This window comes from Clostridium omnivorum (assembly GCF_026012015.1).
In the GTDB taxonomy this organism is placed as follows: domain Bacteria; phylum Bacillota; class Clostridia; order Clostridiales; family Clostridiaceae; genus Clostridium_AX; species Clostridium_AX omnivorum.
Genome location: NZ_BRXR01000001.1, coordinates 249110 through 264728, shown reverse-complemented (window position 1 = coordinate 264728; position 15619 = coordinate 249110). Strand labels below are relative to the sequence as shown.

The window sequence follows — 15619 nt, the reverse complement described above, 5'->3', positions numbered from 1 at the left end:
TAAAACGTATACATTCTGCAATGGATATGTTTGCAAATAATTTAATTTGTAATTTACATTTCTATTTAAATTACTGGTGTAATAGGTGAAGGCTGGAGGATATTATGGGGTGCTTACAAAAGCTTAGCAGTGATGACAAAGACCAATTACTAGATTACCTTAAACAAAATGAATTTGACACTACTTTGATTATAGGCAATGTAAAACAATTTGGAATAGATAATGATAAGAACATAAGAAGATGTGGAGATTATTATGGATATATAGAAAATCACAAGTTGCAGGGAGTTATAGCTTTTTATAACTTAGGAAATTGTATTACACATTATGAAAGCATCAATTCAATACAATACTTTTCAGATATTATAAAAGAAAAAAATGTGAATAATCTTTTGGGAATGAGTAAATATATATTGCCATTATATGAAAAAATAAAAGATTATAAAAAAATAAAAGAATTTTCTAATTATAGCTATTTGGTAAATAAAAACTTTAAGTCTTATAGGTCTAAAGATGCAGTGGTGGTGAGTAGTGAATCAGTAAATATAGATGCTGCAATTGAATTTATTATTGAGGCTAATAAAATAGGCTTTTCGAAAGAATTAACACAGGAAGAAGCTTTTAAAACTATTAAAGAGAGAAGTGCAGAAGAAGAGGAAGTATTTGTTGTTAGGGATGGCAAAATAGCAGCAAAAGCTTCAATTCTAGGATGTACAGATAATGTATGCCAAATAGGAGGAGTATACACTGCTGCAGAGTATAGGGGAAATGGTTATTGCAAAGCATCGGTTTCAGAGCTATGTAGAAGAGCTATAAAGAGGGGTAAAATTCCTTCACTTATGGTTAGAAAAGATAATTTTCCAGCTATAAAGGCTTATACTTCGTTAGGCTTTGAGCACTATGAAGATAATATTATAATTTCATTTAATTATGCAAAAGAATAATGTCATCATGACATTATTTTTTTATGCATTTTTATGTGACTATACCAAATAATAAATAATAATAACTATAAGAGGTGATAAATATGAAGCTTAAAATATATAGGTCGAAAAATGATAGAATAATAAGCAATATTCAAAATGATGTATTTAAAGGATACTACAAATATATTTATATTAATGGGTTAAAAACCTATGTAATTGAAAAAGGTGAAGGAATACCCATAATTTTGATTCATGGTCTTTCAGCCTGTGTTTACACATGGAGAAAAATATTTTATCCTTTATCAAAAAGATTTCATGTATATGCTTATGATTTGCGTGGGTGTGGATGTTCGGAAAAGCTAAGGTATAATTATAGTATTGATAGTTTTACTGAAGATCTTAGGGAATTTATGGACTATTTTAAGATAGATAGAGCTATTCTTATAGGCAACTCACTGGGAGGTGAGATAGGCCTAAATATGACTATAAAATATCCGGATAGAGTAAACAAACTTATTCTAATTGACACTGCTGGTTATAAAATGAATCTAAAGAAAACTAATTCATTAGTTAAATTAGCAAGAATATCATTAATGCCTCAGCTGATAAATATTTTTACAAGTAAAGTTTTAGTAGCTTGTGCAGCAAGGTTTCTTTTAGATAACCACAAGGTTATTAATGATGAATTCATAAATGCATATTATTGTGGCTTTAGAACTAAGCGTGGAGTATATGGATTTGTTTCTTTAATTAGAAATCTTAGTTATAATGAATTGTATTTTGAGAAAATTAAGGAGATAGAAAAACCTACTTTAATTATATGGGGCGAAAATGATAGATTGATATCTTCAAAAGATGCTTATAAAATAGCTAAAGAAATTAGAAATTCGAGTCTGGTTATTTTTCCCAACTGCGGACATGGTGCTCAAGAGGAGTACAGTAAAAAGCTAATTAATGAAATTAATAAATTTATACTTAGTACATAAACATTATAAAAAGCACATATTGATAATCAATATGTGCTTTAAAAACTATTGCTTTAATATATCCATTTGTTCACGTCTGTGCTCTTGTTTTTCCTCTATTCTATTCATATCTTTGCTGCTTATATGATCTGAGTTATGATTTATATATCCTTCAGTAAATTCATAGTTTCGCTCTAAGTTTTCTATCTGGTCATTAGTGTCATTATTTACGGAATCACCATAAACTATTTTGTTTTTTAAATTATGAATTTGCTCTTCTCTTTCATCTTGTAATTCTTGAGGTCTATCTAATCTATCCGGATCACCTATATCTGAATGTTGCTCTAAATGGCGTTCAGTTCTAGTTTTTCTTTCAACTAAATTGATAAGCTCATCAACTCTATTTTCAGTATCTTCGCGTTGCTTTTTATTAGTCATATGAAAATACCTCCTTAGTGAAATAAAAAATTATCTGCTTTTTTTACTTTTGGACTGTTGATTTAGCTGTCTAGCTTCTTGAAGCTCAGGACTATTCATATCTGTACTAGAAGTAGTTGATGCAGAAGAATTTGACATACTTGGCTGAGTATAGCTTATTTTGCTAGCACCAGAAGAAGTCATGTTTTGATTAGCTTGTTGATTAAGTTGTCTAGCTTCTTGAAGGTCAGAGCTGCTGGAACTTGTAGTTGAACTAGTCATAGATGAAGTTGAGCCTTGTTTAGCTTGTTGATTTAATTGTCTAGCTTCTTGAAGCTCAGGGCTATTAGCACTTGTTGATGAAGCACTCATGGAAGTAGTTGAACCTTGTCTTGATTGTCTATTTAATTCTTTTGTTTCTTGATTAGTATTGTTATTCATAATTTTTATTCCTCCTAATACAGATAAAATTAGACTTTTTAATAAATCGTCCATTAATAGAGTATCCAAATATCAATATTAAATTCTAATCACATTTTAACATCTATATTAAAAATAGAACTATAAAGCCAAATAATAGCACACTTTAACTCAATAAAATAACAATATAAATAGACTTTATGTATATGTAAAGACTGTTTTTTCATGTATTGGAATAAAATTCATTAATTGTATGATAATAAATTGAAAATTTTTTAAATTTAATTATCCACTATATATTGTTAAGAAAATCTGATAAGATAGAAATTGAATTTTATTATTAAGATTTTATACAATAATAAGTTAAATTTGAGGTGGAACAAATGAAAATACTGTGGTATGGATATTTTGTAATTTATCTTATAGTAACTTCGTTTTGGAGAATAAAATTAACTTCTTTAAAGAAGAGGTCTAAGGTGGAAGCAGAGTTGTATGCATATGGAAAAGCAAAAAAGATAAGTAAGCATATTATGAAGATATCTAAGACAACCTCGGAGGTAAGAGGTATAAATAATATACCAGAAGGACCATGCCTATTCGTAGCCAATCATCAAGCAATTGTTGATGCATTTTTAATGGTTGGCTATATTGACAAGCCATTTGGATTTATAGCAAAAAAAGAAATAGAGAAAATACCTCTTGTAAGAAGCTGGCTTAGAGATATGAACACAGTTTTTATGGATAGAGAGGATGTAAGAGAGTCAATAAAATCTATTAATATAGGAATAGAAACCTTAAAAAGGGGATATTCTATGGCAATTTTTCCAGAGGGTACAAGAAGTTTAAAATCTGAAATGGGAGATTTTAAGAAGGGAAGCATGAAACTAGCATTGAAGGCAGGTGTTCCCGTAGTTCCAATAACTATAGATGGAACATATAAGGTATTAGAAGTAGGTAGAAAAGTAAGTGGACATACAGTAACCATGGTGGTTCATAAGCCTATATATGTTAATAAGCTCACTAAGGAGGAACAAAGCAATCTTTCTGATACTGTGCATCAAATTATCGAAGATGAACTTATAATTATTAGGCAGTAAGCTATTCTAATGCAGATTTTGGAGTAAAAGTGATTATTATGGAATTTGTTATGTAGTAATAAATTATTGCTAAATATGTGGTATAATTATATAGGATATAGATATTAAAGTAATCAAGGAGTGAATATATTGAATAGGTGTGAAGTGTGCGGTAAAGCAGCTGATATACATCACATTGTGCATAAATCCGAGGGGGGACTTGATTTCCCTTTAAATTATAAATATCTATGTGGAGAGCACCATAGAGGAAAGCACGGACCTCATAGGGATAATTCTATAGATATAGAATATAAATTAGAGTTTCAGTATAAATTGCAGCAGGTTTTATATAAAAAGTATTATGGCTTTGATGAATTAATAGATATGTTAGAACTTAATAAAAGTAAGGCTAAAAGGATATTAAAGGGGTTAAAGCTCTATAAAGAGGGTTATTATACAGAGGACATTATTTACAAGTTAATGGGAAGTAAAAAGTATGAAGAATATATGATGCATGAATATAAGGACTTTATTCCTATATTCTATTCAGTTTAATATATAAATAAAAAAGACTTTTGAGTAGAAATCTCAAAAGTCTTAATTTTTTATACATATTTATTAAAAGGCTATAACAAGTCCACCATCATCAGCATAAGTTGAACTTAAACCATTCATATCAACTATAACAATATCTTTGAAATTATATTTTTTTAATACTTCTTCTTTAAAACTCAAAGCTCTGTCTAAGCAGTTACAGTGGGCTATACCTAGTATTTTGTCTTCTAGATTTTTACCTTCTTCACCAATTATATCAACAAATCTTGAAAAAGCTTTTTTATATCCTCTTGATTTTTCTACGAGTCTAATTGTGCCTTCATCAGTGGAGCCCATTATAGGTTTAATTGATAACATAGATGCTACCTTAGCAATAATTGGATTAAGTCTTCCAGCCTTAGCCAGGTGTTCAAGACTTTCTAAAAGGAAAAAAGTTTTCATTTCCTTTATATAGTTATTAACTTTTTCAACAATCTCCAGTTCACTAATATTTAACTTAGCCAAATCGTGTATTTTAATACTAACTAAGGTTTGGCCTACAGAAGCACTAAGAGAATCAAAAACATGAATGAACTTATTGCCTATATCATCTATGTAAATATTTCTTGCTAGTTCTGCGCTATTATAAGAACCGCTAAGTTTTGAAGAAAGTGTGACAACAAAAACGCTTTCTTCACCTTTATAAGAATTTATATAGTCGTCAGGCGATGGACAGGCTGTTTTTGGTGAAGTCTTACATTCCGCCATGTGTTTTAAGTATGTTTTAAGATCTAGATTATCATCATCTATATATGCCTTGTCCTCAAGCTCTAATGTCAATGGAACAAGTGTAATATTCATTTTTTCTCTTAAATCATCATTAAGGTCACAACTACTGTCGGCTACAATTTTAATTGGCATATTAATCCTCCTAATTAATAATTCTAATATACAGTTTTTTATTAATAATTTATATATTAAAATTTATTATGATATATAATAAATAATTCTAGTAATTATACATGATTTCATTATATTTTATCTTAGTAAGTTTTGTCAAAAAATAATTAAAAAAATCGAACTATATAGTCTAAATATTAGTTTAAACATTTATTTCAATATAATGCATGTACAGCAATATAATATTTTGTTTATTTTATTAAGTATAAAATAATTACTCATGGATATTATACTATTGTAAATTCACAATAATGTGAAAGGTGGCTGCTTATGTTCAAGGTTTTATCATCACTGTCGGAAAATATGATAACTACAATTATATCCACAGCAGCAATTATAGCAGGAGCGTTAGTAGGAGGAATTTGTAGTTGGATAATAACTAAAAAACAAATGATAAGGTCAGAAAAAGTTCAGATTAAGATGATAGAAGAAAATAGAAAGTATGAAGAAAAATATATAGTTAAAAAAGTATGTAAAAACGCAGCTTTAATACGACTAGATATTTGTAATGCTATCTTTCAAAGTATAAGGAGCCTAAAAACCTTTAATTGTGATGAGGAAGTTACAGCATTTCCGGTACCTTTAAATTCAAATTACTCTTTAGTCGTATCATCTTTAGAAGGGAAATTTGATTTAAAGGAAATGAGTTATATATATCAGCTTTATGGAATAATAGAGAAGACAAACTGTGATATTAAAAATTTGAATTGTGCTAGCCACGAAAATCATGGTATTATAAAGCTAGACTATGAGCTACTTCTTAGGAAAATATATGGTGAAAATTACTTAAGTATATTAGAATATGATATTGAAAAAATCCCATATGAACAGCTTTATGAAAATGAATATATAAAGAAAGGATATAGACTAGTTCTTAAAAAACTTGACGAAGTATGTGATAGTTGTATTAGAGGTATAGACTGTTATGAAGAAGAATCTATTCATTAAGTTAGATAAATATAAGAGGTGTTTTTATGTATATGAATGAAACTAAGATTAAGGTAAGATATGTTGAGACAGATCAAATGGGAATAGTACATCATTCAAATTATTATGCATGGTTTGAAGTTGGACGAACTGAGTTTATTTCAGCTTCAGGTATGAATTACAGAGAAATGGAGAAGCAAGGGGTTCTTTTACCATTAGTAGAAAGCAGTTGTAAATATATTCAGGGTGCAAAGTATGAAGATGTTCTTACTATAAAAACATGGATTGAAGAGCTTAATGGTGCAAAGGTAGTCTTTAATTATCATGTTATTAGAGAAGAGGATAATAAAGTACTTGCTAAAGGAAGCACAACACATGCATTTGTTAATAAGGAGTTTAAAATAATAAATCTGAAAAAAAAGAACGGAGATATGTGGGAGCTATTGGAGGAACTGACTAGATGAAGAATAAAGATTATGAGTTAAAGCCTGTAGAAGGACTTTCTTTAAAACCATTCTATTTGAAAAGTCCAAAGATGAATGTTCGTGTATATGTAGTGTCTGGAATTATGTTATTGATATTAGCAATAGTATATCCATACTTATTTGCTGCTGTACCATTTTATTTTTATTATATTTATAAGAAGATTAAGTATTATAAAAGTGAGCCAAGCATCCTTCTACATGAAGCTATTGATAAATATTTATTGGATGAGCTAGATGATAGCTTAAATCTATTAAATAGATTATCTGATATGGAACCTGATAATATAAAATGTAATACTTTAAGAGCACTTATATATTATTCTCAGGAATACTACGAAAAAGCGGCCGAAATGCTTGAAAAAGTACCACATAAAATAATAGGCAATGACCTAGATTTAATGCTTAAGCTTGCCGATTCATATCTCAAAATTCAAGAAAAGGATAAGGCGATTAAAGTATACAATAACATCTTAAAGGTTTACCCTAATAGCGAATTTATTAAAGATATACTGAAAAATGTTAAATAATAAATGTTTTTAAATAATGGCTGTGGAATTTTAAAGTTCCACAGCCATTATTTATTTGTATCCTATAGTTCTAACGCTATATAAGGCATTTAGGTAGCTATTATATTTATAATAATAAAAAGTTATTAATAATTCATCTATAAAATAAAGTAATTAATTTATAATTATAGAATATAATTTAATATAACAGTAAGTACTAACTTGTATAACAGATTTTAGTTTAATTATAATGGTTATATGAGGGGGATATTATGAAAAAATCACCTTTAATGAAATGCGGCCATAGGGCGAATTCTACTGATGAGAATGATAATCCAATATGTGGGTTATGCTCAAGAAACCATGAGGGCTACAATAAAAGAGCCACTAGAAAATGGGATGGTAGAAAGGCAAGGTGCCCATTTTGTAACATTATAAAAGACAGTAGTGCTGATTTACCTCTATTTTGTTACAAACCAGATGAGGAATATGATTCATATTATTGTGGATGCAAAGATTAACATATATTAGTTTTAAACATTACTTGGAAATAAAATAGTTAAAAGAGCAGAAATTGAACTGCTCTTTTACTTTTATGCAATTATTTCTTCTTAGAGTCTTTCTTTTTAGTGTCCTTTTTAGTTGAATTCTTTTTGGAATCATTTTTTTTGGTGTTTTTATTTTCTTTGTTCTTAGCCATTTTTATCCCCCCCTTTATAACTATTACTATATATATTTAGAATTGTTCTATTTAGAATAAAAATTTAAAGACAAGAGAAGTTAAAGGAAAATAATATTAACAATATAAAATCTAAGAAATAATTAATCAAAGCTAAAACAAAATAGTAATTGGACTTTTAGGCTTAATATGCAATATAATATATATGATTAAAGAAACTGCGAGGTTAATTATGGGCAAATTTTTATTTATTACAGAGAAACCTTCCGTAGCAATGGATTATGTAAAGTTGTTAAATGTAAAAGGTACAAAGCTTGATGGTTATATAGAATCTGATAAAATGATTTTTACCTGGTGTGTAGGTCATTTAGTTACTATGAGTTACCCTGAAGTTTATGATGAGAAACTAAAAAAATGGACCTTAGAGACACTTCCCTTTATGCCTAAGGCTTATAAATATGAGGTAATTCCATCAGTCCAAAAACAATTTAATGTGGTTAAAGCTTTACTTACAAGAGAGGATATTACCACAATTTATGTGTGTACAGACTCTGGAAGAGAAGGAGAATATATATATAGATTAGTAGATGAAATGGTTGGAGTTTCAGGAAAGGAAAAGAAAAGAGTATGGATTGATTCTCAAACTGAAGAGGAGATAAAAAGAGGAATAAAGGAAGCGAAGCCTCTATCTGATTATGATGCATTGGCAGCATCTGCTTATTTAAGAGCTAAAGAGGATTACTTGCTTGGAATAAATTTTTCTAGAGTATTAACTCTAGTTTATGGAAGAATAATAGCAAATATGCTTAGAAATGATAGGGTTGTGATTTCAGTAGGAAGAGTTATGAGCTGTGTTCTTGGAATGATAGTGGATAGAGAAAGAGAGATAAGAAGCTTTGTTAGTGTTCCTTTTTACAAACTTTCTTCAACCTTTAAAATAGGCGATGAGCTTCGATATGAGGGGGAATGGAAGGCGGTAGAAGGCTCAAAATATTTTGAATCTGCACTTTTATATAATGAAGGTGGTTTTAAAAAAAGAGAAGATGCTGAAAAATTAATAGAAGACTTAAGGAGCTACCTAACTTATAATAAGCCAGTAGTTGACAAGATTACAAAGAGCACAGAAAACAAAGCAGCACCACTTTTGTTTAATTTAGCTGAACTTCAAAACGAATGTTCAAAAAAGTTTAAGATAAATCCTGATCAAACATTATCAGTAGTGCAAAGTTTATATGAAAAGAAAATGGTGACCTATCCTAGAACCGATGCAAGAGTATTATCCAAAGCAGTTGCAAAGGAGATAATAAAAAATATTAAGGGGCTTACTTTTTTTAAACAGGATGAAGAAATAAAAAGCGCTGCCGAAAATATAATAGAAAAAAAGTGGCAGGAGAAAATAGTTAATTCAAAATACATAGATGATAGCAAAATTACTGATCACTATGCAATAATTCCAACTGGGGAAGGCTTGAACAGTTATGAAGGCTTGAAGGGTATAGAAAAGAATATATATGAGACAGTAGTAAGAAGGTTTTTAGCAATTTTTTATCCTGCTGCAAAATATTCTAAAATTAGTGTAGATACAATTATTGGAGCAGAACACTTCTTTACCAATAATAAAGTATGTGTTGAAAAAGGATATCTTGAAATCTTAAAGCCAGAAGGAAGCAAAGAGAAGGATATGGTCTTTTTAAGTAGTTTGAAAAAGGGCCAAAAGGTTGAATTAGATGCCTTTAATATTAAAGATGGAGAAACTACGCCTCCCAAGAGATTTACTTCAGGTTCTATAATTATCGCAATGGAAAATGCCGGTAAACTAATTGAAGATGAGGAGCTAAGAGAACATATAAAGGGAGCAGGAATTGGAACTAGTGCTACTAGAGCAGAAATTTTGAAAAAGCTGGAGAAAATAGAATATATAAAAACCAACAATAAGACTCAAGTGTTAACTCCAACATCAAAAGGTGAAATGATATACGAAGTAATTAAGGAATCAATACCAAGTCTTCTTAATCCTACCCTAACCGCTAGCTGGGAAAAAGGATTGAAGATGGTTGCACAAAAGGAAATAGTAACAGAAGAATTTATGGCTAAGTTAGAAAAATATACTAAAGTAAATGTTGATAGGGTGGCTAAAAGTAATGGATATAGAATAGTTAAAAGGATAAATACAGTTAAAGAAATATATAAATAAACAATTACATATGTTTGAGAAAGCAGCTGAGTAGAAATAATACTTTGCTGCTTTTTATAAATCTTTATACTATTGAGATTGTTAAGGAAATATCAAGCAATAGCAGTAAAATGATGAAAAATAGCATATAATGAAAGAATATTCTAAAAAATTACCATTGCTAAGTGTATCTAATAAATATAAAATAGTATTAAGATTCTAATGGTAAATTAAAGAACAACTAATAAAATGAGGAAGAAGGGATTGAATATGTCAAAATACAAAGTTGGTAATGAACTGCTAATAGTTGAAAGCGAGACTGAAGATGTTGAAAAACTTAAGAGTCTTACAAAACTTTCTGTAGATGGTGACCTTGCACAAATATCCTGGGGAGTTAAAATAATAAATGTTGAATATGAAAAACCTAATGTTATATTAACTTATAGGAATGTTTACGGTGAAGTAAATAAAGTTTTTGCTGTTTGTAAGGATGTTGAAAATTTCGATGAGCAAAAGGTTTTAGAGAAGGCCTTACTTAAAGCTTTCCAAATGGAAATCATGAATATAAGCGTTTTAAAGAACTCTTCAAAAACTACATTTTAATTAAAAGTCCGAAGTTTTTTACTTCGGATTTTTAATTGCCCTTCTATATTTAACTTCTTTTACGTATATTAAATTGGGCTAATATATATAAGAGGAGTTAGTGTAATGTTAAGTAGTGGAATACTATTGGATAATAGATATGAGATAATAAAAGTGCTTGGAAAAGGTGGAATGAGCACTGTTTATTTAGCTAAAGATAAAAGACTCAATAAAAATTGGGCAGTAAAAGAAGTGAAAGAAAGCTTTAGAGACCAAGTGGACCTTTCAGCAGAGCCTAATATTTTAAAGAATTTAAATCATATTGGGATTCCTAAAATAATAGATATTTTTAATGAAAATGATAATCTATACATAGTTGAGGATTTTATAGAAGGTAACAATTTAGAACAGTATATAAAAATGAATACGGATATTTCAATTACTTCTATTTTATCGATAACATCTAAGATCTGTGAGATATTAGAATACCTGCATGGATTAGAACCACCAATTATTTATAGAGATTTAAAGCCTCAGAATATCATTATTTCTAATGAACAGCAAGTAACCCTTGTAGATTTTGGAATATCAAAAATATATAAAGTAAATGGAAACATGGACACGGTAGCATTGGGAACTAAGGGGTATGCGGCTCCGGAGCAATATGGCGCCAATCAATCAAATATCAGAAGTGATATTTATGGACTTGGAGCAGTAATATTCTTTTTAATAAATAAAAGGAGCCCTAATACTATTAATGAACCGCTTAAAGATGATAGCTATTCTATGGAGATAGGTAAGGAAATAAAGGATATTATAAAAAAATGTATGCAAATAGAACCTGGTGATAGGTTCGAAAGCATTAATACTTTAAAAAAGTATATTGATAATATAATTGAAAATAACGACAAAACAACTAAAATTTTAGATTATAGCTTTTACAATAATCCTTCTGACAGAACAGAAATAATGGATAATAAAAGTATTGAATTTAAAACAGAATTGAATGATAAATCCATTCATAAGAAAAATAAGAAGAGCAGAAAGAAAATCATTTTAGTAGCAGTCACTTTCTTGATTTTATTATTGTGCTTTTCTAGTTTTTTGGCATACAATGAAAATAATAAAGTTTTGGATAATAAAGATAGCAGCGTTCAAAAGGAGCAAATAGTAGATTCCAAGGAGAATACTAATAAGGATGCAATAGATATGCCGAACAATGAAGATAATGAGAGTACGCAAGACAATAATAATCAAGTGATGCAACCACAAAATAATCAGGAAAGTATGGTTAATAATAATAATGACTTAAAAAATTGGGAAAATTATAAAAAGGATCTTGAGGAGTTAAAAAAGAGCTATAATAAATCGAAGGGAAAGGGTAAAAATAAGCACAATTAGAGGAGGATATAAATGGATACAAGGCAAAAAGTACTGGTAACTAGTGATATACCTATAGAAGGAATTGAACTATTACAGAGCCATTTTGATGTTCAGGTATTTAACAGTAATTGTGGAATAAAAAGAGAAGAACTAATAAAAAATATAAGGGATAAGCAGGCTGTATTATGCTTATTAAGTGATATTATTGATAAGGAAGTAATGGACTCTGCAAATGAACTTAAAGTAATCTCAAATTATGCAGTTGGGTATAATAATATTGACATGGCGGAGGCTACAAGGAGAGGCATAGCTATAACTAATACTCCTGATGTATTGACTAATGCAACTGCAGACTTAGCATGGACCTTGCTATTTAGCGCCGCAAGAAGAGTAGTTGAAGCCGATATTTATACAAGGCATGGCAATTTTAAGGCATGGGCTCCAAAATTACTTTTAGGTCAGGATATTACTGGTAGAACAATAGGGATAATTGGGGCAGGGAGAATAGGCAGAGCTTTTGGGAAAAAAGCAATGGCCTTTGATATGGAGATACTTTACCATAATAGAACTAGAGAAGAGAGTTTTGAAAAAGAGTGTGGTGCTACTTGGGTTGAAAAGGAAGAGCTTTTAAGAAGATCAGATTTTGTATCATTGCACTGCCCTTTAACTCCTGAAACAAAGCATTTAATAGGTGAAAAAGAATTAAGCCTAATGAAGAGTACCTCTATATTAATAAACACTTCAAGAGGCCCGGTGGTAGATGAAATTGCATTGGCAAAGGCACTTGAAGAAAAGCGTATATGGAGTGCAGGTCTGGATGTATATGAAAATGAACCATATATTGAAGAAAAACTTTTGAAATTGAGTAACGTGGTACTGCTGCCTCATATAGGAAGTGCCACTATAGAAACAAGAAAGAAAATGTCAATAATGGCAGCAGAGAATATTATAGCTATACTAAATGGAGACATACCTAAAAATGTGGTTAACATAGAATTGTATCCATAAATAAAAGATAATTAAACAAAAAAGTAAGGATAATAATTATAAGCTGTATATAATTATTATCCTTATCTTTATAGTATTTAAGTTTTGGTTTAAAAATTATCTGGATTTACAAGATTATAGTAATTATAATTCTCATACCTGTATTCTAATTTGCTAATGCCGTGTAACCAATGAGTAAAAACTAGATTTGGCCAATTGAAAATTGTACTATTATACTTACTATTGCAACCACGAACCATACAATCAAACCTAGAAAGATTGGTTTTACGCCAGTTTTAAGCATTTGCTTAAAATCAGCACTTAGTCCTACAGCGGACAGAGCCATTATAATCATGAATTTACCCAAGTTATTAATAAAATTAATCATTGGCGCACTAAAGATTCCTAAAGTATTTAATAGAGAGGCAACTAAAAACCATAATATGAACCAAGGAAATACTTTTTTAAAGCTGTAATTTACTCCTTCAATTTCCTTAGCCTCTTTTTTCTTTTTAATAGCTACTGCTATAGTAAAGATTATGGAAATTGGAATTATCATAGTTGTTCTTGTTAGTTTAACTATGGTTGCATAAGTACCAGCAATATTGCTAAAAGCATATCCAGCTGCTACAACTGAAGACGTATCGTTAATTGCTGTTCCTGCCCAAAGACCAAAGGCTTTATCAGAAAAACCTAGAAGATGTCCTAGTGGTGGAAATATTAAAACAGCTATAATATTAAATAAGAATATTGTAGATATAGAATAGGCTACTTCCATTTCATCTGCTTCAATAATAGGGGAAATTGCTGCAATGGCTGAACCACCACAAATGGCAGTACCAACTCCTATTAAGGATTTAAGTTTAAATGGTATGTTCATAAGCTTTCCAAAACCATAAGCAGAGATAAATGCAGCAGTAATAGTGAAAATCATTACTGCAAAAGAATCTGAGCCAGTCTTCCAAACTTGAGATAAACTAAGCCCACCACCAAGGACAATTATTGCCCACTGCAATATTTTTTTTGAAGTAAAGGCTACCCCTTTTAAAGTGTATTTTGGCTTTCCCCAAAAATTATTAATCAAAATACCAATAACTATTCCAAAAACCGGTCCGCCAATAATGGGAAATAGTTTGCCTAGAAAGTATGATAGCACAGCTATAATAAATGCAAATAAAATACCTGGTCCCTTTTCTTTAATAAATAACATTTGTTTTTCTCCTTCCACTCGAAACACTGAGTAACTTAATCGTGCTCGCTGCCTCTCTCAAGTTACCCGTAAAAGCCCATTTAGACCTTTTACCTCATTTCAAAATAACCTTCTTTTAAATATTAACTCTGAGAGAAAAATAAAACAAATTATAAAATGTTATATAATTATAAGTAAAATTTATAAATGATAATTTATTTAAAAGATTTACTTATAATTATATAAAGAATAAGCTATACTAGAAGTATAATTAACAAAAGGGGTGAGTTTTTGCTGGATGTAAGATTAAAAACTTTTATTACATTAGTTCAGTTAAAGAGCTTTACTAGAACAGCAGAGGCGTTAAATTTAACACAACCGGCTGTATCACAGCATATTAGATTTCTTGAAGAATATTATGAAGTAAAGTTGATAAAAAAAGAAGGTAGAATGTTTTCTATAACAAAAGAGGGCATGCTGCTTATGAAATATTCAAAGGAGCTTGAGGAAATTTATTCTAGAATGGAGTTAGAACTGAAAAAAGAGTCAAAAACAAAAAAGGTTCATGAAATTGGAGCTACACTTACTATAGGAGGATATATATTACCTAATATTCTAGGGATGCATAAGAATTTGAATCCAACTATAGATATTTTGCTTCAGGTAAATAACACAGAAGAAATAATCCATAAGCTTATAAATAAAAAAATTGAGTTAGCATTAGTTGAAGGACCTTTTGATAGAAAGATTTTTAAACATATAAAAATTAAAAATGATGAACTCGTTCTGGCTGTATCCCCTAAACATGAATTTGCTTTAAAAGAACAAATAGATATAGATGAAATAATAAACGGAAAGCTTATTTTAAGAGAAAAAGGCTCAGGAACTAGGAAGGTATTTGAAAATAGTTTAAAGGAAAGAGGATATGACATAGAAGATATTTTTCCGTATATGGAAGTTGGGGACATAAGTGCAATAAAATCATTAGTTGAATCCAATCTTGGATATACAATAATATCAAAGGAGACAATTAAAGGTGAAATAGATAGAGGTACTATAGTAACAGTACCAATAAATGATATGAAGATATATAGAGAATTTAATTTTATATATTTGGAGGATACTAGGTTTATAATGGAATTTATTAAATTTAGTCTACAAAATATTATTCTAAGCTAATATTTTTAGGTAGAGTAAAAGCTTGAGCAATATAAGTTATTGTTCAAGCTTTTTTATTTTTTGTATGATTTTATTTTTATAAGGAGAGCTACTCAACCCCATCTATAGTTGCATTTTTTATAGTAATAGATCCAATGGCAATAAACATTTGTGAAAATAAGGAGCAATTAATAACATAATATAATTCTTTTACTAATAGAATTTAGAAAGAATATTTATAAATTGTTTTAG

The 15619-nt window shown here is 29.4% G+C and carries 17 protein-coding genes; 13 read left to right on the top strand and 4 right to left on the bottom strand.

All coding sequences use genetic code 11. The annotated features are described in order from the left end of the window. Nucleotides 1-104: 104 nt before the first annotated feature. Both bsdE14_RS01230 and bsdE14_RS01225 read left to right on the top strand, forming a co-directional pair. Nucleotides 105-944, top strand: coding sequence for a GNAT family N-acetyltransferase (locus bsdE14_RS01230; protein WP_264848103.1), 840 nt, complete (start codon nt 105-107; stop codon nt 942-944). Between the two features lie 83 nt (nt 945-1027). After that, the gene (locus tag bsdE14_RS01225) at nt 1028-1912 is read left to right on the top strand and encodes an alpha/beta fold hydrolase (RefSeq protein WP_264848102.1); all 885 of its coding nucleotides are present in this window, start codon (nt 1028-1030) and stop codon (nt 1910-1912) included. Between the two features lie 45 nt (nt 1913-1957). On the opposite strand, the gene bsdE14_RS01220 is transcribed toward bsdE14_RS01225, so the two are convergent. Then, nucleotides 1958-2329, bottom strand: a complete 372-nt coding sequence (locus bsdE14_RS01220; RefSeq protein ID WP_264848101.1) for a hypothetical protein — start codon at nt 2327-2329, stop codon at nt 1958-1960. Nucleotides 2330-2359: 30 nt separating this feature from the next. Further along, nucleotides 2360-2749 carry a hypothetical protein gene (locus bsdE14_RS01215; protein WP_264848100.1) on the bottom strand — a complete coding sequence of 130 codons (390 nt, stop codon included), beginning with the start codon at nt 2747-2749 and terminating at the stop codon, nt 2360-2362. Between the two features lie 362 nt (nt 2750-3111). Here bsdE14_RS01215 and bsdE14_RS01210 point away from each other — a divergent pair, with 362 nt between their 5' ends. Continuing rightward, a complete protein-coding gene (locus bsdE14_RS01210) occupies nt 3112-3825 on the top strand; it encodes a lysophospholipid acyltransferase family protein (RefSeq protein ID WP_264848099.1) in 714 nt (237 codons plus the stop codon). A gap of 129 nt (nt 3826-3954) precedes the next feature. Next, complete coding sequence (locus bsdE14_RS01205; RefSeq protein ID WP_264848098.1) at nt 3955-4359, top strand: HNH endonuclease signature motif containing protein; 405 nt, start codon at nt 3955-3957, stop codon at nt 4357-4359. 63 nt (nt 4360-4422) lie between these two features. Here the strand turns inward: bsdE14_RS01205 and bsdE14_RS01200 are convergent, their stop codons facing one another. After that, complete coding sequence (locus bsdE14_RS01200; RefSeq protein WP_264848096.1) at nt 4423-5259, bottom strand: DegV family protein; 837 nt, start codon at nt 5257-5259, stop codon at nt 4423-4425. A gap of 309 nt (nt 5260-5568) precedes the next feature. Between bsdE14_RS01200 and bsdE14_RS01195 the strand changes: the two genes are divergently transcribed. The 8 genes from bsdE14_RS01195 (at nt 5569) to bsdE14_RS01160 (ending at nt 13041) form a co-directional block, all read left to right on the top strand. Further along, nucleotides 5569-6246 (top strand): hypothetical protein, encoded by a 678-nt coding sequence (locus bsdE14_RS01195; protein ID WP_264848095.1) that lies wholly within the window; start codon nt 5569-5571, stop codon nt 6244-6246. 26 nt (nt 6247-6272) lie between these two features. Beyond that, nucleotides 6273-6689 (top strand): acyl-CoA thioesterase, encoded by a 417-nt coding sequence (locus tag bsdE14_RS01190; RefSeq protein WP_264848094.1) that lies wholly within the window; start codon nt 6273-6275, stop codon nt 6687-6689. Continuing rightward, nucleotides 6686-7237 carry a tetratricopeptide repeat protein gene (locus bsdE14_RS01185; protein ID WP_264848092.1) on the top strand — a complete coding sequence of 184 codons (552 nt, stop codon included), beginning with the start codon at nt 6686-6688 and terminating at the stop codon, nt 7235-7237. The genes bsdE14_RS01190 and bsdE14_RS01185 overlap by 4 nt, the downstream gene beginning before the upstream one ends. Nucleotides 7238-7488: 251 nt before the next feature. Next, nucleotides 7489-7737 carry a hypothetical protein gene (locus bsdE14_RS01180; RefSeq protein WP_264848090.1) on the top strand — a complete coding sequence of 83 codons (249 nt, stop codon included), beginning with the start codon at nt 7489-7491 and terminating at the stop codon, nt 7735-7737. A gap of 390 nt (nt 7738-8127) precedes the next feature. Continuing rightward, complete coding sequence (locus tag bsdE14_RS01175) at nt 8128-10089, top strand: DNA topoisomerase (RefSeq protein ID WP_264848089.1); 1962 nt, start codon at nt 8128-8130, stop codon at nt 10087-10089. A gap of 249 nt (nt 10090-10338) precedes the next feature. Continuing rightward, nucleotides 10339-10671, top strand: a complete 333-nt coding sequence (locus bsdE14_RS01170; RefSeq protein ID WP_264848087.1) for a hypothetical protein — start codon at nt 10339-10341, stop codon at nt 10669-10671. 105 nt (nt 10672-10776) lie between these two features. Next, entirely contained in the window at nt 10777-12051 is a 1275-nt protein-coding gene (locus bsdE14_RS01165) for a serine/threonine-protein kinase (protein ID WP_264848086.1), read from the top strand. 12 nt (nt 12052-12063) lie between these two features. Beyond that, nucleotides 12064-13041, top strand: coding sequence for a 2-hydroxyacid dehydrogenase (locus bsdE14_RS01160; protein ID WP_264848085.1), 978 nt, complete (start codon nt 12064-12066; stop codon nt 13039-13041). Nucleotides 13042-13222: 181 nt separating this feature from the next. Here bsdE14_RS01160 and bsdE14_RS01155 read toward each other — a convergent pair whose 3' ends face one another. Next, nucleotides 13223-14230: a YeiH family protein gene (locus bsdE14_RS01155; RefSeq protein WP_264848084.1), complete on the bottom strand. Its 1008-nt coding sequence runs from the start codon at nt 14228-14230 to the stop codon at nt 13223-13225. 270 nt (nt 14231-14500) lie between these two features. Here bsdE14_RS01155 and bsdE14_RS01150 point away from each other — a divergent pair, with 270 nt between their 5' ends. After that, nucleotides 14501-15388 carry a LysR family transcriptional regulator gene (locus bsdE14_RS01150; protein ID WP_264848083.1) on the top strand — a complete coding sequence of 296 codons (888 nt, stop codon included), beginning with the start codon at nt 14501-14503 and terminating at the stop codon, nt 15386-15388. The last annotated feature ends 231 nt before the right edge of the window (nt 15389-15619 follow it).